14 protein-coding genes and 1 other annotated feature are annotated in these 16858 nt (G+C 35.9%); of the genes, 5 read left to right on the top strand and 9 right to left on the bottom strand.

The window, feature by feature from the left end; all coding sequences use genetic code 11:
* Nucleotides 1–279: 279 nt before the first annotated feature.
* The 7 genes from NSQ85_RS01750 to yfmF are packed head-to-tail and all read right to left on the bottom strand — an operon-like array spanning nucleotide 280 to nucleotide 6728.
* Entirely contained in the window at nucleotides 280–1074 is a 795-nt protein-coding gene (locus NSQ85_RS01750; RefSeq protein WP_179974093.1) for an energy-coupling factor transporter transmembrane component T family protein, read from the bottom strand.
* Complete coding sequence (locus NSQ85_RS01745) at nucleotides 1067–1909, bottom strand: energy-coupling factor transporter ATPase (protein ID WP_179974094.1); 843 nt, start codon at nucleotides 1907–1909, stop codon at nucleotides 1067–1069. The genes NSQ85_RS01750 and NSQ85_RS01745 overlap by 8 nt, the downstream gene beginning before the upstream one ends.
* Nucleotides 1885–2715, bottom strand: a complete 831-nt coding sequence (locus NSQ85_RS01740) for an energy-coupling factor ABC transporter ATP-binding protein (protein WP_179974095.1) — start codon at nucleotides 2713–2715, stop codon at nucleotides 1885–1887. Before NSQ85_RS01740 ends, NSQ85_RS01745 begins: the two co-directional genes overlap by 25 nt.
* A 12-nt stretch (nucleotides 2716–2727) precedes the next feature.
* Nucleotides 2728–3270 carry a CDP-diacylglycerol--glycerol-3-phosphate 3-phosphatidyltransferase gene (pgsA, locus tag NSQ85_RS01735; RefSeq protein ID WP_179974096.1) on the bottom strand — a complete coding sequence of 181 codons (543 nt, stop codon included), beginning with the start codon at nucleotides 3268–3270 and terminating at the stop codon, nucleotides 2728–2730.
* Nucleotides 3271–3282: 12 nt separating this feature from the next.
* Nucleotides 3283–4140, bottom strand: a complete 858-nt coding sequence (locus NSQ85_RS01730) for a helix-turn-helix domain-containing protein (RefSeq protein ID WP_340781012.1) — start codon at nucleotides 4138–4140, stop codon at nucleotides 3283–3285.
* Nucleotides 4141–4198: 58 nt separating this feature from the next.
* Nucleotides 4199–5476 (bottom strand): EF-P 5-aminopentanol modification-associated protein YfmH, encoded by a 1278-nt coding sequence (gene yfmH, locus NSQ85_RS01725; RefSeq protein ID WP_179974097.1) that lies wholly within the window; start codon nucleotides 5474–5476, stop codon nucleotides 4199–4201.
* Between the two features lies 1 nt (nucleotide 5477).
* The gene (gene yfmF / locus NSQ85_RS01720; RefSeq protein ID WP_179974098.1) at nucleotides 5478–6728 is read right to left on the bottom strand and encodes an EF-P 5-aminopentanol modification-associated protein YfmF; all 1251 of its coding nucleotides are present in this window, start codon (nucleotides 6726–6728) and stop codon (nucleotides 5478–5480) included.
* A 77-nt stretch (nucleotides 6729–6805) separates the two neighbouring features.
* On the opposite strand from yfmF, the gene yaaA reads away from it, so the two are divergent.
* Entirely contained in the window at nucleotides 6806–7183 is a 378-nt protein-coding gene (yaaA, locus tag NSQ85_RS01715) for a S4 domain-containing protein YaaA (RefSeq protein ID WP_179972445.1), read from the top strand.
* Nucleotides 7184–7185: 2 nt separating this feature from the next.
* The gene (gene recF / locus NSQ85_RS01710; protein WP_179974099.1) at nucleotides 7186–8286 is read left to right on the top strand and encodes a DNA replication/repair protein RecF; all 1101 of its coding nucleotides are present in this window, start codon (nucleotides 7186–7188) and stop codon (nucleotides 8284–8286) included.
* Between the two features lie 169 nt (nucleotides 8287–8455).
* Here recF and guaB read toward each other — a convergent pair whose 3' ends face one another.
* Both guaB and trpS read right to left on the bottom strand, forming a co-directional pair.
* A complete protein-coding gene (guaB, locus tag NSQ85_RS01705) occupies nucleotides 8456–9937 on the bottom strand; it encodes an IMP dehydrogenase (RefSeq protein WP_179972447.1) in 1482 nt (493 codons plus the stop codon).
* 176 nt (nucleotides 9938–10113) lie between these two features.
* Entirely contained in the window at nucleotides 10114–11136 is a 1023-nt protein-coding gene (gene trpS / locus NSQ85_RS01700) for a tryptophan--tRNA ligase (RefSeq protein WP_340781006.1), read from the bottom strand.
* 42 nt (nucleotides 11137–11178) lie between these two features.
* Nucleotides 11179–11420 (bottom strand) — a binding site (T-box leader).
* Nucleotides 11421–11563: 143 nt separating this feature from the next.
* Between trpS and NSQ85_RS01695 the strand changes: the two genes are divergently transcribed.
* The 3 genes from NSQ85_RS01695 (at nucleotide 11564) to NSQ85_RS01685 (ending at nucleotide 16787) form a co-directional block, all read left to right on the top strand.
* Nucleotides 11564–12442: a YitT family protein gene (locus NSQ85_RS01695; RefSeq protein ID WP_340781004.1), complete on the top strand. Its 879-nt coding sequence runs from the start codon at nucleotides 11564–11566 to the stop codon at nucleotides 12440–12442.
* A 66-nt stretch (nucleotides 12443–12508) separates the two neighbouring features.
* Entirely contained in the window at nucleotides 12509–14131 is a 1623-nt protein-coding gene (locus NSQ85_RS01690) for an ATP-binding cassette domain-containing protein (protein ID WP_179972450.1), read from the top strand.
* A 49-nt stretch (nucleotides 14132–14180) separates the two neighbouring features.
* The gene (locus NSQ85_RS01685; protein WP_179974100.1) at nucleotides 14181–16787 is read left to right on the top strand and encodes a YfhO family protein; all 2607 of its coding nucleotides are present in this window, start codon (nucleotides 14181–14183) and stop codon (nucleotides 16785–16787) included.
* The last annotated feature ends 71 nt before the right edge of the window (nucleotides 16788–16858 follow it).

The following is a 16858-nucleotide window of genomic DNA, read 5'->3' as shown; positions in this document are numbered from 1 at the left end:
AGTCCAATCCATATTAGTAAAAGTTATTAAATTATTCTATTTATGACCAATAGGTTAATCGTTAATCAACTTGCTTATTCACTATAGGGATTCTTTAATCCAGATTAAGCTGAAGAACTATAACCATGTATCTATAATACCGTGCAAATGTAACATCTTCTTGTTAGTGATATTAAAAATATTACAGATAGATTGAGATTAGACGAAAAAGAACGCCTACGTAGACGTTCTTTAAATACTTCTAGGTCTTAAGACCTAGTTTTTATTCATTTTTACGAATTAACTCTTAAGATAAAAAAGTATTAACCCTAAAGCTAAAATAGCAATAATTGACAAGGTATCTCGACAGTTCCATAAAAGTCGACGATATTTTGTTCGCCCTTCACTACCCCGATAACCTCTGGCTTCCATAGCTATAGCCAGAGCATCTGCTCGTTTAAAGCTAGATGCAAACAAAGGAATTAAGATTGGTATAATTGACCGAACCTTTTGAATAATATTTCCTTCACCAAAATCAACACCACGCGCCTTCTGAGCATTCATAATACGCGTTGTATCGTCCATCAAGGTTGGTACAAAACGTAAACTCAAAGATAACATTAGACCAATTTCATGTGCCGGTACTTTAAAAATAGTCAGTGGTTTTAAAAGTGACTCTACTGCATCAGATAAACTTAACGGCGTAGTTGTTAGAGTAAGTAAGGTGGAAAAACTAATAATGAGTATAAACCTGAGAAATATCATCCAACCTTGATTTAAACCAACTTCCGTAATCTTAAAAAATCCGATGGACCAAAGCACATTCCCTCTTGTATTGAAGAAAACTTGAAACAGGGTAGAGAATAATATAATCCAAATCATTGGTTTAATACCACCCAAAAAGAAACCAAGCTTGATTTTAGACAAGAAAACCAAGAAAAGTGTAAATAGAGTTATCACAGCATAAGTTACAGGATTATTAGCCCAAAAAATGATGATAATATAAATAAGCATTGCTAATAATTTACTTCTAGGATCTAATCGGTGTATAAAAGAATCACCAACAATATAACGCCCAATAATTAACTTATCCATGAACCAACACCTCTACGAATTCCTCTATTGTAATAGGAAGACTTTCAAAGCTATAACCTTTTTCTTGCAGTTGTAGCGCAAACTCTGTGATTTTAGGAACACCTAACTTCTTTTCTTTGAGAAAAGCGACTTTTTGGAAAACATCTTTAGGAGTTCCTGACAATACTAGTCGCCCTTTTTCCATAACATTTACAGCTGTTGCATAATCTGCAACGTCATCCATCAAATGTGTAACCAAAACAATCGTCATCCCAGAAAGGTGTAACTGCTTAAAGAGTGACATTAACTCCTTTCGTCCTTGAGGATCTAGACCAGCAGTCGGTTCATCTAACACTAGAATATCTGGTTGCATAGCTAGGATACCTGCAATAGCAACACGTCGCATCTCCCCTCCCGATAAATCAAAAGGATTCTGATCACGTAACTCATCTGAGAGACCAACTAATCTTAGACTTTCCAGAGCACGCTGTTCGGCCTCCTCCTTAGAAACTCCGAAATTTTGAGGTCCAAAAGCAATATCTTCTAAAACAGTTTCTGCAAATAACTGACTCTCTGGAAATTGAAAAACTAAACCGACCTTTTTACGGATTGGCTTTATTTCCTTATTCTTGGATTGACTAGTTATAATAGTGTCATCAACTTTAACCTGACCACTAGTTGGTAAATAAAGTCCATTCAGCAACTGCATGATCGTTGATTTACCACTCCCTGTATGTCCAATAAAGGCTGTATATGAACCATCTTTTATCGTAACTGTCATATCAAAAAGGGCACGCCTCTCAAAAGGAGTACCCGATTGATAGGTATAACTTACATTTTCGAGAGATATTCCCATAATTGTTCTACCAATTCCTTTTCTGTCAGATAGCCTTCACAATCTATCAAACCTTGATTTTTAAGTTTCTGAGTTAGTAACGCACTAAAGGGGATATCAAGACCTAAGTCAACCAACTCTGATCCTCTGCTAAAAAGTTCACGAGGGCTTGAAATAGACTCCACTTTACCTTGTTTTAAAACTAAAACACGATTGCTCATCGCAACCTCATCGAGATCATGAGTAATTGATAAAACAGTCATTCCATATTGCTGACGAATAGCCTTAATAGATTGAATTAATTCCTGGCGACCTTCTGGATCAAGCATACTTGTTGCTTCATCCAAAATCAAAATAGATGGTCTCATGGCAATAATTCCAGCAATAGCCACACGTTGTTTTTGACCTCCAGATAGTCTGGCTGGTTCTCTGTCCTTAAAATCCATCATGCCTACAAAAGACAATGCCTCTTGAACTCTAGAAACCATCTCTTTATAGGGGAGTCCCTTATTTTCAAGACCGAAAGCAACATCATCTTCAACAGTAGCTCCAACAAATTGATTATCTGGATTTTGAAAAACCATACCAATTTTATCACGAATATCCCAGACAGTCTCTTCTGTTAATTCCTGACCATCAACAATGATCTGCCCAGAATCTGCCACTAAAAGTCCGCCAATTAGACGTGCTGTCGTGGATTTTCCAGATCCGTTATGGCCTACAATGGATAACCATTCCCCATGTTTCACGTGAAACGATACATCATTCAGGATATAGGAAGTTTGATCTTGATTATATTTAAATTTTAAATTTTTTATTTCAATCATTGGTTTATCGTACTACTTAAAGGTGTCCTTAAACAAGAAACCTGCACTCTTGAAATAATCATATCCTGAGTAAATCGTAAAGAATAAAGCTACATACAGAATGATTGTCCCTACAAGATCCACATGACACAATAATAAAATAATAGATAACATCTGAGTCACTGTTTTAATCTTACCAGGCATAGCTGCAGCGAGAACTGTGCCACCGTTTTCAACTAACAAAAGACGAAGTCCTGTAACTGCCAACTCCCGACAGATGATAACTGAAACAACCCAAGCAGGTGCTTGATTAATACCTACTAACATAATAAAAGCTGACATTACCAACATTTTATCCGCTAAAGGATCTGCAAATTTCCCAAAATTAGTAACAACATGCCATTTTCGTGCCAAATAGCCATCTAAATAATCTGTAATACTAGCGATGGCAAAAACAATTGCTGCCGCAATATGCATCACATTGCTCGACGCAAGTGAGGTCATCAATAAAAAGATGGGAATTAAGACAATTCTAGCAAGTGTCAATAGGTTAGGTAAATTTTCTTTTTTAAACATTGCTTCTCGATTCTATTGGATTCTTAATGTTAGGTGGCTAGGTTTATTTTGATCTAGTTGAGATAAATCAAGTGACTCTCCATTTACCTTGAGAGTAACTTTTGAAGGTTGAGCGATAATAATTTGAGTTGTTTTGATTTTATCAGAAAGATCCAAAGAGTATTTTGATTTATTCGTTTTTGAAAGATAATAACTCTCTGAAGTATCTGAGTTATCTACAGAAAACCATGTATCGTTACTATTTTCTGATAACTCCACTTCTAAAACTACTGAAGATTTTTCATTGGAGAAATCAACCATTAATTGATTTCCTTGAGTTGTTGTTGTAACATTGGCCCCCGATACTGTAACCTCAGAAATGCTTCGAGACAACTTAGCTCCACTTGCAATTGATAAGTGATTAGCTGTAGAGATAGTATTGGGCTTAATCACCTGAGGTTGGTTAGAGAGGTGTCTAATAATAATATATCCAACTGAACAGATGATAAGTAATGAAACCGCACTCAGAATCAGTAAGGGGATATAGTTAGACTTTCTTTTTTCTTCACGTTTAAGTTTTGAAAAACGTGACATGGGGACTTTGGTATCTAAAATATCTTCCTTACGTTCAACTTGTTTCTTTTCTTCTTTAACTTTTCGATCATTCTTTTTCTGCTCTTCGTACAGATGTTTTCCATCTAAATCAAGCGAAGTAGCATACTTTTCAAGTGCTTCTTGCTGAATGTCCTTGGGTAAAGCTTTAAGTTGATCCATTTCTATAGCTAGAAGATACTGCGCTTCAACCCCAGAAACTTTTTCTGCATCATATAAACTTAATTTTTTTTTTATTCGCGCTGCACGTAATTGCTCACCAAGAGAGTATCGCTTCATTTTTCCCCTTTCTAATATTCTTCTATGTTTTAGTGTTTATATTATAGCAAATATTTACTTATTTAGGGAAGACAACAAAATCGGTAATCACCATATTTGAGAGATAGTGATTAAAAAAATCCTTCAAATCCTTAGAAGTAATACTCATCAATTCCTGACCAAAATCAAAGTAAGTTTTGCCATCATCTGAGTAAGCTAAATACTGGCTACCTAAATTCTGAATATTATCTAAACTACGTAAAAATTCACCATACAAAGCTTTCTTTTGTAGATCCAATGCTTCTTCTGTCAACAATCTTTGTTTATCTGCCGATGTCATCACTTGACGAATTAAACTTGACATACGGATGGGTTCTGCAGTGTCCATAGTCATAATAACAAATGAATATCTACTAGATACCTCATATTCAATTGACATAGACTCATCTATTTTTCCTTCAGCATACCAATTTTTATAATAAGGCGATGTCCATCCAAACAATAAATTAAATAACAATTGTACCAATATGCTCTCTCTCATATAATTATCGGAAAAATGGACGTTCTTAAAACCAATGGCTAGTTTTGAAATTGAGATGTCCATTTGAAGACTATCTAACTTTTGGATATTCTCCTCAATGGGTTGTTTTTCTTTTTCGACTGTTTTATGAGATATTGTAAATTCACTTCGCGTTTCCTTTACAAATCTGTAAATTTGTTCAATATCAAAATCGCCTATTAAGACAAGATGACAGTTCTCCGGTCTATAAAAATAATCAAAATTATTTTTTAAATCCTCTGCAGTAATTTTTTTAATGCTATCAATATTTCCAGCAATATCTTGACCTAATATAGTATTGGGATACAAACTTTGTAAACACCCTAAATAAACTCTATAATCAGGATCATCCTGATACATGTTTATTTCTTGTTCAATAATTCTTTTTTCATGGTTGACAGCATCTTCGGAACTTGTAAACTCATTTGTAAACTTCAACAAAAGCTCCAGTGACTCCTCAAAGTGATCAATTGTTGAAAAATAGTATGTTGTCCTATCCAAGGTGGTAAAAGCATTGACATCAGCTCCTAGCTTTACAAAGTCCAATGTAACATCCCTTCCCTGATCATCCTCAAATAACTTATGTTCAAGAAAATGAGCAATACCAGCAGGGTATGTCTGCAACTTACCATCAATACAAAAGTGATTATCTAGTGCCCCAAAATTTGTAGACAGAAAGGCGGCTTTTTCAATGAATCCTTTTTTCTTGATAATAGATAACGACATACCATTATCTAAAGTTGCTAAATAAACTTCTTCAGCAATCTTTGGATAATAACGCTTTTTCAAAGCAGCCATTCTAAGACACTCCTTCTAAAAAGAACAAACTTTGTAGCTTGACTTGACGTGCTATACGGCAAACATCTTTTTTAGTAACTTTCTCGATTTTATCTAACCAATCCTCTAATGAGATATTTTTATCGCCAAAAATAACCTTATTAAAGTGTTGTTCTATTAGTGTTAATGCATGATCCTCAGAGAGAAGGGCATTCATCCGTATAATTTTTTTGGTTTGATTCAAAAGGGAATTTGAAAAACGTCCTAATTTAATGTGATTCAACTCTCTGATAATCCCTCGCATAGCTTGATTTCTATTAGATTTTTCAATTCCAGCGTAAATTTCTAGTAAACCTGTAAAGGCATCAAATTGACTACCAATTGAATAAGCTAATCCTTCTTTTTCTCGAATCTTTGTAAATAAAGTTGAGTGAGCAAATTCACCAAACATGCCATTAAATACAATTAAAGCAAAATAACTTTTATCTCCATATTGACAAGGAAATTGATAACCCAACTGTAAAATAGATTGACTAGTCTGTCTAGTCTCTATCTTTTCTTTCACAACTTTAGAATAAGGTTGATTATAACTAAACTGTAAATCAACTTGGCGTCCCTCTAAAGGAAATTTGTGTAAACCTCGGAGTACTTGATAGTCATCAAATTCCCCAACCATAAAGATATCAATTCGATCTTTAGTTAACATGCTTTGAAATTCTTGATAGGCTGTAAACGATGTCTCGGCTTCAACAAGCTCTACTCGCCCATACTTGGGAACTTTCAAAGCCTCGTTTACAAAGTAAAGCTCTCGTCCCTGAACTTCACTATAGTAGTAATTATTCTCTATATCAACATCCAGGTAGGTCATTAAATTTTGTTTTTCTATGTCAAATACTTTGTTTTGGTATTGAGCTACTATTGATAATGGCTTGTAAAGACAATCCTTCAAAAAACCTAAGACTTCCCAAAATAAACCTGTATTCATTGGAATAAAGAAGTCTTTCAGGTATGTCAACTCTATGTCAACACTATGTGTCAACCCTTTTGTTGACACTTTAGTTGATAACTGTGTCCCATAAAGTGAAGCTAATCTCTCTTTGAAAGACTGTACTGTTGGATATGTCTGATTAGCTGTAGCTAACATTTGTGAAACTAGAGCCCGTTTAGCAATTGTTTGTTTATTCAAAGAACCTGTCATTCGAAAAACAATACGGTTAGTTTTATATTTTTGTGTTGGAATGAAGTGTACATATACACCATCAGCAATTTTCATTGATAACCTCTAGAAAGTTTATGCTTTAAATTATACCATTTTTATGCTATCTTATCTCAAGAGAAAGTTGAGATTCTATGGAATATAAATTATTTGATGAATACATAACACTACAGGCACTTTTAAAAGAATTAAGCATCATTCACAGTGGTGGAGCTATTAAAAGCTTTTTAGCTAACAATGTTGTTTTATTCAACGGTGAGGAGGAAAAACGGCGTGGAAAAAAACTTCGTTATGGGGATGTTATTACCATACCGTCTGAAGAGCTTGAAATTACTATCGTAGTTCCTACACAAAGTGAAATTGAAAAATATAAAAAAGAAGTCGCTGAGAGATTACGTGTTTCTGCTATTGTTAAAAAAATGAATAAAGATAACAAAAAGAAACAAAAAAAACTCCAAACAAAAGAAAGTAATAAAACAAAAAGGAAACCTGTCCGTTTCCCAGGAATCTAACCATGTGGCTTGAAAAAATTGATATTCAACACTTTAGAAATTATTCTGAAGCCTCTGTGAGCTTTTCACCACATCTCAATATTTTTCTTGGACGCAATGCACAAGGAAAAACAAATATTCTTGAAGCTATCTATTTTCTAGCCTTAACACGTAGTCATCGGACCCGTTCAGACAAGGAACTAATTCAGTTCCAGCAAAATAGTCTTAAACTAAACGGCATCGTGCATCGTCAGAGTGGAAATCTACCTCTGGAAATCAACTTATCTAATAAGGGACGAGTTACAAAGGTCAACTACCTCAAGCAGGCAAAATTATCTGATTATATAGGTCACATGACGGTGGTACTCTTTGCTCCTGAGGATTTACAACTTATAAAAGGATCTCCAAGTCTAAGACGTAAATTTATAGATATTGATTTAGGACAGATTAAGCCTGTTTACCTCTCAGACCTATCAAATTACAATCATGTTCTTAAGCAGCGTAATGCCTATCTCAAATCTACTGACAAGGTAGACATTAATTTCATCTCAGTTTTAGATGAACAGCTTGCCGATTTTGGAGCACGAGTTATTAGACATAGACTAGAATTTATCAAGCAATTAGAAGAGGAAGCTGATAGACATCATAGTATTCTCTCAAATCAGATTGAGCGTCTTAAAATTTCCTATGAATCTAATATCCTAATACAAAGTAGCAAAGATATTCGAGAAGCATTTTTAACTACGTTAAAACAGAATCACAAAAGAGATATCTTCAAAAAGAACACCGGTGTTGGTCCACATAGGGATGATTTAAGATTTTACATTAATGACATGAACGCATCTTTCGGTAGTCAAGGGCAGCAACGTAGCTTTATTCTTTCATTAAAAATGGCTGAGATTACTCTGATTAAAAAAGTGACAGAGGAATTTCCTACTCTTCTCCTTGATGATGTCATGAGTGAACTTGACAATCACCGTCAACTTAAATTGCTAGAAAGTATTGATGAAGAGGTCCAAACTTTCATGACGACAACCTCACTCGATCATCTTAGCAACCTACCTCCCAATTTAAAGACCTTCTTAGTTAAGAATGGTACTATTCATGAAAAGCAAGTCGATTAATGAGCTGCTTTTTTTGGTTGACAATTTTGATAATAAACATTGGTTAGCTTGTAAATAATTTTCTCCTAAATCCTATATTAACAGCTCTATTGTCGTAAATGTATTGTAAACTTAATGTAAATATTGATGCACAAAAGTACTTGCCTCTTGGCAAGTACTTTTGTGTCTTTTAATGAGCTGAATAGTTAGGCGCCTCGTTTGTAATTTGAACATCATGAGGGTGACTTTCAATAAGCCCTGCACCTGACATTTCTACAAACTGAGCTTTGTCATGTAAAGCTTGGATATCTTCTGCTCCTGTATAACCCATACCTGCGCGGATGCCTCCAATCAATTGGAATACGATATCAGCAGCAGAACCTTTATAAGCTACACGGCCTTCAATTCCTTCTGGAACTAGTTTATTAGCTTCGTTCACAGCGCCTTGGAAGTAACGATCACTTGAGCCTTTCTTCATAGCTGCAATTGATCCCATACCACGGTAAGACTTGTATTTACGACCTTGGAAAATCTCAGTTTCACCTGGCGCTTCATCAGTACCGGCAAACATAGAACCAAGCATTACAGCGTTACCACCTGCTGCAAGTGCTTTTACAATATCACCTGAGTATTTGATACCACCATCAGCAATGATTGTTTTTCCGTATTCACGCGCAACACTAGCAGCATCGTAAATAGCAGTCACTTGAGGTACCCCCACACCCGCAACCACACGTGTTGTACAAATAGAACCTGGTCCGATACCTACTTTAACGACATCAACACCTGCTTCATAAAGCGAACGCGCACCTTCAGCCGTTGCAATATTTCCTGCAATCAAAGTACGGTCTGGGAAGTGAGCACGAATTTCAGAAATTTTGCGAAGAACACCTGCTGAGTGACCATGTGCTGTATCAATAACAATAGCGTCTGCACCTGCCTCAAAGAGAGCTTCTGCACGTTCAAAAGTATCAGAAGTAACCCCAACAGCACCTGCTACCAAAAGACGACCAAATTCATCCTTAGCTGCATTAGGAAACTCAATAACTTTTTCGATATCCTTAATAGTAATGAGTCCTGACAAACGACCTTCTTCATCAACTAAAGGCAACTTTTCAATGCGGTGCTCATGAAGAATGCTTTCAGCAGTTTCAAGATCTGTTCCAACTGGAGCAGTGACCAATTGCTCAGAACTCATATGTTCTGAAATTGGTGTCTCGTAATTAGAGATAAAGCGCATATCACGGTTTGTGATAATACCAACCAATTTACGATTTTCAAGTGTCTCAACGATTGGAACACCTGAGATATGATAGCGTTCCATCAATTCTTCAGCTTCAGAAACTTTATGTTCTGGTGTTAAGAAGAATGGATCAATGATTACACCATTTTCAGAGCGTTTTACTTTGCGAACTTCTTCAGCTTGTTCCGCAATAGACATGTTTTTGTGAATAACACCCAAGCCACCTGCACGAGCAATTGAGATAGCCATCTTACTATCTGTTACTGTATCCATGGCTGCAGTGATGATTGGAATATTTAATGTCAAATTTTTAGCCAATTTTGTCTTCAAGTTGACGTTGTTTGGTAGAACATGACTTTCCGCAGGAATAAGCAGTACGTCATCAAAAGTGTAACCTTTTTTCAAGAATTTAGTGTCCCAATTTGACATTATAATCGTCCTCTTTTCTCAAAGTTTTGAGGTACAAAAACCCCTGTCTATTTTTTAATTGATAATATCATATCATGCTAAACAGATTTGTCAACAGGTTTCGCATAGGATTATAAGAAAACCTTTTTCCAAATAAAAATAGGGATCCAGATAAACTGTACCCCTATTTTTATTTCTTAGAAATATTTAATTCCCATCGCTTCTTTTACTTCTACTAATGTTTGTCCAGCAACCTCGCGCGCAGCTTGACTACCATTTTCAAGCATACGGAACACTTCTCCCATATCATTGGCATACTCTAAACGACGTTCACGAATTGGAGTCAGCTCACGTTCTAAAATTTCTAGAAGATAACGTTTTGTTTTCACATCTCCCAAACCACCGCGCTGATAATGTTCCTTCATTTCAGCAATTGTAACAGCATCTTCTTCGCGACCAAAGATATCAAGATAATGGAAAACCATGTTACCTTCGATTTGGCCTGGATCTTCCACACGAATATGATTTGGATCAGTATACATGCTCATGACTTTTTTACGAACAGTATCCTCATCATCTGAAAGGAAGATTCCATTACCCAAGGATTTAGACATCTTAGCATTACCATCTAGACCTGGGAGGCGTCCTGCAGCTTCATTTTCTGGGTAGATTCCCTCTGGTTCAACCAAAATATCGCAGTCGTAAGTATGATTAAAACTACGTACAATTTCACGTGTCTGCTCAATCATTGGCTTTTGGTCATTTCCGACAGGAACATAATTTGCTTTAAATGCCGTGATATCAGCTGCTTGAGAAATTGGATAAACTAGAAAGCCTGTGGGAATAGATTCTCCGAAGCCTTTTTGAGTAATTTCCGTCTTAACTGTTGGGTTACGCTCTAAACGAGCCAATGAAACTAGGTTCATATAATACATAGTCAATTCAGCCAACTCAGGAATCTGACTTTGAATGAAAATAGTCGACTTCGCTGGATCCAAACCTACAGAAAGATAATCTAAAGCAACATTCCCAATCGATTCTTTTATAATTTCTGATTCTTTAGCGTGATCAGTAAGGGCTTGCTGGTCAGCTAAAAATACAAACATCTTGTATTTATCTTCGTTTTGTAACAGTACACGATTCTTTAGACTACCTACATAGTGTCCAAGATGTAGTTTTCCTGTTGGACGGTCTCCCGTCAAAATAATAGGTTTCGCCATATAATTACCTCTCTAATATAAAAATCCTCACGCAAAAATATGCGTGAGGGCGTTAATCACTTTTGATACGCGGTACCACCTCAGTTGATAACTCTTTGTAAAGTTATCATCTTAAAACTTCTCAACAAAGAAGTTGCACGGTAAGGGGTGCCAAACCTAACGTTTATGTGTTCACGTTACTCGTCAATTTTCCTCAGCCCATTCATTCCACCTTCATTCTGGTTTACACCTACTACCAGCTCTCTAAAAAAGAAAGGAAGAATTACTCTTCTGATGACTATTATTCTACATTGTTTTATCCATTTTTGTCAAGGTTATATTTCTAGTTTCACGTGAAACATAACCTTCTAAACAATCAAAATAGTCATTACTTGACGGATACTAAAAAAGACTTGATAATAGGAATATCATATTTAGGAGATAATATATGAAACGTCGAATAATAGACATACTTTTAGTTACAATAGGTTCTTTCATATCTGCAGTTGGTTATAACTCACTTTTAGTTAAAAATAGTATTGCTTCAGGTGGTGTCGGAGGGCTAGCCATTAGTTTAAATGCTCTTTTCGGTTGGAATAATGCTAACTTTGTCTTAGCGACAACTATCCCTTTGTTAATTTTATGTTGGTGCTTCCTTGGCCGCGAAGTTCTCCTAAAAACTTTATATGGATCTCTAGTTTTCCCGACTTTTATTAAATTAACCGAAGGTTTACCTACGCTTACCAAACAACCTTTGTTAGCATCAATTTTTGGCGGAATTATACTAGGATTAGGTCTAGGAATAGTCTTTTACGGGAATTCCTCAACTGGGGGAACAGGGATTACCACACAAATTCTTAATAAATACACACCTCTACCTCTAGGAGTGGTCCTACTCATAGTTGATGGAATCATTGTCGCCATTAGTGCCATAGCCTTTTCTCCTGATACTGTTATGTACTCCATTTTATCTCTTTATGTCGTATCCCTTACAATTGACAAAATGATGGTAGGACTCAATTCATCACGGAATCTCCTAATCATTTCACAAAAGAGTGATCAAATCCTAAACTACATCACTAATGATGCTGATCGCGGTGCAACAAAAATTCCAGTTCTTGGTGGACATACTGGACATTCTCAAAATATGATTATGACCACCTTGTCAACTCATGAGGTCCCAAAAGTCCAAGAAGAAATCCAAAAAATAGACGAAACTGCCTTCATTGTCATTATCCCTGCTTCTACAGTTATGGGACGTGGATTTAGCCTTCAAAAAGATTACAAGAGTGTTCCAAATGACTTTATTTCAATTAATCCCTTATAAAATCAATTGAAATAAAGTCTAATTTCTCGTAAAATAGTATTTAAGAATAAAAATAAAGGATATTATATGCTTACTGTATCAGATGTATCGCTTCGTTTTAGCGATCGTAAACTTTTTGATGATGTTAACATTGCCTTCAAACCTGGTAATACTTATGGGCTTATCGGTGCTAATGGTGCTGGTAAATCTACTTTTTTGAAAATTTTAGCAGGTGATATTGAACCCACAACAGGACATATCTCACTTGGTCCTGATGAGCGTCTTTCTGTTCTTCGTCAGAACCACTTTGACTATGAAGATGAACGCGTCATTGATGTGGTTATCATGGGAAATGAACGTCTCTACGATATTATGAAAGAAAAAGATGCCATCTACATGAAGGAAGATTTTTCAGATGAGGATGGTGTTCGTGCTGCTGAACTAGAAGGTCTGTTTGCTGAATTAGGTGGTTGGGAAGCTGAAAGCGAGGCCTCACAATTACTCCAGAATCTAAATATTTCAGAAGACCTTCACTATCAAAATATGAGCGAATTAGCTAATGGTGATAAGGTGAAAGTCCTTCTTGCAAAAGCGCTCTTTGGTAAACCTGATGTGCTTCTTCTTGACGAACCTACCAACGGTCTTGATATCCAGTCAATCTCTTGGCTTGAAGATTTCTTGATTGATTTTGAAAATACTGTAATTGTCGTATCCCATGACCGTCACTTCTTGAACAAGGTTTGTACGCATATGGCCGACCTTGACTTTGGTAAAATCAAACTCTATGTTGGTAACTACGACTTTTGGAAACAATCTTCAGAATTGGCTGCACGCTTGCAGGCCGACCGTAATGCCAAAGCAGAAGAAAAAATTAAAGAACTTCAAGAGTTCGTTGCACGTTTCTCTGCCAACGCTTCAAAATCTAAACAAGCGACTTCTCGTAAGAAAATGCTTGATAAAATTGAGCTAGAGGAAATCGTTCCATCAAGCCGTAAATATCCGTTTATCAAATTCAAAGCAGAACGTGAAATCGGTAACGATCTTCTAACAGTTGAAAATCTCACTGTTAAGATGGATGGTGAAACCATTCTTGATAACATTAGTTTCATCCTACGTCCAGGAGATAAGACAGCTATTATCGGTCAAAACGATATTCAAACTACTGCTTTAATTCGCGCCCTAGCTGATGATATCGACTATGAAGGTACAATCAAATGGGGGGTTACAACTAGCCGTTCTTACCTTCCAAAAGACAATTCTAAAGACTTTGCATCTGACGAATCAATCCTTGAATGGCTTCGTCAGTTCGCTAAAAAAGGAGAAGACGATGATACCTTCTTGCGTGGATTCCTTGGTCGTATGCTCTTCTCAGGAGATGAAGTCAATAAGTCTGTTAGTGTCCTCTCAGGGGGAGAAAAAGTCCGTGTCATGCTTTCTAAACTCATGCTTCTTAAAGCTAACGTTCTCCTTCTAGATGATCCAACTAATCACTTGGATTTGGAGTCAATCTCAAGTCTGAATGATGGCGTCCGTGACTTCAAAGGGTCTGTTATCTTTGCCAGCCATGACCACGAATTTATCCAAACGATAGCAAACCACATCGTAGTTATTTCTAAAAATGGTGTTATTGACCGTATCAATGAAACTTATGATGAATTCCTTGAAAATGAAGAAGTTCAAGCTAAAGTCAAAGCACTGTGGGCTAATTAAACTATAAAAAGATGCAGGTTGGGATATCCCAACCTGTCTTATTATCATTATGACAAATAAAAAATACTATACGACCTTATTATTCTATCTGGCTGCTTTTTTCTTGCCAGTACTAATCATGATAGGTGTATTATACAGCCAAAAAATCTATCCTGGTAGTGAGAGAACTATTTTAACAAGTGATGGTTTTCATCAGTATGTGATATTTGCAACCGAACTGAGAAATATACTTCATGGAGATGGGAGCCTCTTTTACACCTTTACAAGTGGATTGGGGCTTAATTTCTATGCCCTAACAAGTTATTACTTAGGTTCCTTCTTGTCTCCACTCTACTATTTCTTTACCGTCAACCAAATGGCCGATGCTTTTTATTACATAACACTGCTTAAGTTCGGACTTATTGGTCTGTCAGGAGCCTTCAGTTTTAAGCATCTCTTTACAAAAGTCTCAAGAAGTTTCATCTTATGTCTTTCTACAGGATTTTCTTTGATGAGCTTTGCTACCAGTCAGTTAGAAATTAATACTTGGCTAGATGCCTTTATTTTAGCACCTTTAATCATATTAGGGTTACACCTTTTACTAAGATTCAATAAACGTGGGCTATATTTTTTGAGTCTGACCTGTCTTTTTATCCAAAACTACTATTTTGGATATATGATGTCTATCTTTTTAACCCTTTACACTATTATACAACTAATAACTATAACGGGATGGAAGAGTAAAATCCTTCATTTTATAGACTTTGGAATCGTCTCTATACTAGCTGGTCTAAGCAGCGCTATCATGCTACTCCCAACACTACTTGATTTAACTACACATGGTGAGAAGTTTACAGCTCCATCAAGTTTATTGACAGAATCCACATACTATTTTGATTTCTTTGCCAAGAATATGGTCGGAGTTTACGATACTACTAAATTTGGATCAATCCCTATGATTTATGTGGGACTCTTGCCTTTGATTCTTTTTCTACTTTTCTTCATTAGTAAGGAAATCAAGCTATCACTACGTTTAGGCTACTTCTTGTTATTAGCTTTCTTTATTGCTAGTTTCAACTTACAACCTCTTGATTTGTTTTGGCAAGGCATGCATGCACCTAACATGTTTCTCCATCGCTATTCTTGGCTTCTTTCTCTCTTAATTGTTCTTTTGGCAGGAGAAACTCTCAACCGAATTGAAAAGTTTTCTCTACAAAGGCTGCTCCTACCTTTCGTAGGATTGAGTGTCGCTTACTTACTAACTTGGATTTTTCAGTCTCACTGTAGTTTCATTGAACCAGTTTCCTGGATATTAAGCCTAGCATTTCTATTAGCCTATGCCATTCTATTTATTAGCTATTTTAGACAGCAGATTCCTAGGAGTGTTTTTCGCTGTTTCACCTTCTTATTCTGTATTTTTGAGCTTGGACTAAATACTTACTATGTTGTTGGAGCTCTTGGAAATGAGTGGTTTTTTCCAACTCGTGAAGGATACCTACGGAATATGTCGCCAATTTCAAAATTGGTTTCAGATACGAAGCAGACTAATAAGCATTTTTACCGTACGGAGAGTCTTGAGGCTCAAACTGGTAACGACAGTATGAAATTCAATTATAATGGTATTTCTCAATTTTCATCCATTCGAAACACTGCTTCAAGCTCAACACTAGACAGGTTGGGGTTCAAATCTGAAGGGACTAATTTAAACCTACGTTACCAAAATAATACACTTATTGCTGATAGCCTCTTCGGAATAAAATATAATTTATCGAACTTTGACCTTAATAAGTATGGTTTTAATTACATAGCTTCTGAAAAGACAGTAAGACTTTATCAAAATGATTATGCTAGCCAGCTCGCTATCTTAACTAATGGGATTTACACTAATGTTAACTTTACTGTCAATACACTTGACAATCAAACTAGCTTAATAAATGCTCTATCTGGACTTAACTTAACATACTTTAGAAGAGTTCCATCCCAACTTTCTGATAATGATGCTAAATCTTTGAATCAGCGCGTGGCTAAAAATGTTAGCAACTCGAATAACGATTTTGCTACAATCACTTATCAAGTCATTGCTCCGCCACATAGTCAACTCTACGTTAGTATTCCTAACATTTCTTGGTCCGATGACAATAATCACTCTTTGTCAACTACTGTAAATGGGGTGACAAGGAATCAAGTTACTGACAATACTTTTGATTTCTTCGATCTTGGCTACTTTGAAACAGAAGAAGCAATCACCATCAATCTTAATTTTCCCGGAAATAAAGCAATATCCTTTGATAATCCTAGTTTTTATGCCCTTGATACTCAAAACTACAAGATTGCTATGGATACTATTAATGAACGTGATACCAAGGTTACTACATCAAAAAATAAAGTATTTACTGATTATAGTAGCCATACAAATGCTTCATTATTTTTCACTATTCCATACGACAAGGGGTGGACAGCAACAGTAAATAATAAAAAAGTTAAAATTCATCGAGCTCAAAAGGGGTTCATGAAGGTTGATGTCCCTAGTGGTAAAGGAAAAGTTGTGCTTACCTTTATCCCCTATGGCCTTAAGATTGGCTTGATTATTAGTTGCTTGGCATTTGGAATATTTTGTTGCTATGCTTACTTCATCGGTAAAATAACAATTACTCAAAAAGCTACTCACCCTAAATAAAAACCTAAAAGATCTAGAACATTCGTTCTAGACCTTTTAGGTTTAGGGTACAAAAAAACTCAAGATATACA

This window comes from Streptococcus sp. FSL L8-0526, assembly GCF_038007145.1.
GTDB lineage: Bacteria > Bacillota > Bacilli > Lactobacillales > Streptococcaceae > Streptococcus > Streptococcus thermophilus.
Note: the sequence above shows the minus strand (reverse complement) of the source record. Positions and strands in the feature narration are given on the sequence as shown.

Coding starts and splice junctions, on each gene's coding strand:
- NSQ85_RS01750 (WP_179974093.1), bottom strand. CDS start 1,074: ATGGATAAGTTAATTATTGGGCGTTATATTGTTGGTGATTCTTTTATA.
- NSQ85_RS01745 (WP_179974094.1), bottom strand. CDS start 1,909: ATGGGAATATCTCTCGAAAATGTAAGTTATACCTATCAATCGGGTACT.
- NSQ85_RS01740 (WP_179974095.1), bottom strand. CDS start 2,715: ATGATTGAAATAAAAAATTTAAAATTTAAATATAATCAAGATCAAACT.
- pgsA (WP_179974096.1), bottom strand. CDS start 3,270: ATGTTTAAAAAAGAAAATTTACCTAACCTATTGACACTTGCTAGAATT.
- NSQ85_RS01730 (WP_340781012.1), bottom strand. CDS start 4,140: ATGAAGCGATACTCTCTTGGTGAGCAATTACGTGCAGCGCGAATAAAA.
- yfmH (WP_179974097.1), bottom strand. CDS start 5,476: ATGGCTGCTTTGAAAAAGCGTTATTATCCAAAGATTGCTGAAGAAGTT.
- yfmF (WP_179974098.1), bottom strand. CDS start 6,728: ATGAAAATTGCTGATGGTGTATATGTACACTTCATTCCAACACAAAAA.
- yaaA (WP_179972445.1), top strand. CDS start 6,806: ATGGAATATAAATTATTTGATGAATACATAACACTACAGGCACTTTTA.
- recF (WP_179974099.1), top strand. CDS start 7,186: ATGTGGCTTGAAAAAATTGATATTCAACACTTTAGAAATTATTCTGAA.
- guaB (WP_179972447.1), bottom strand. CDS start 9,937: ATGTCAAATTGGGACACTAAATTCTTGAAAAAAGGTTACACTTTTGAT.
- trpS (WP_340781006.1), bottom strand. CDS start 11,136: ATGGCGAAACCTATTATTTTGACGGGAGACCGTCCAACAGGAAAACTA.
- NSQ85_RS01695 (WP_340781004.1), top strand. CDS start 11,564: ATGAAACGTCGAATAATAGACATACTTTTAGTTACAATAGGTTCTTTC.
- NSQ85_RS01690 (WP_179972450.1), top strand. CDS start 12,509: ATGCTTACTGTATCAGATGTATCGCTTCGTTTTAGCGATCGTAAACTT.
- NSQ85_RS01685 (WP_179974100.1), top strand. CDS start 14,181: ATGACAAATAAAAAATACTATACGACCTTATTATTCTATCTGGCTGCT.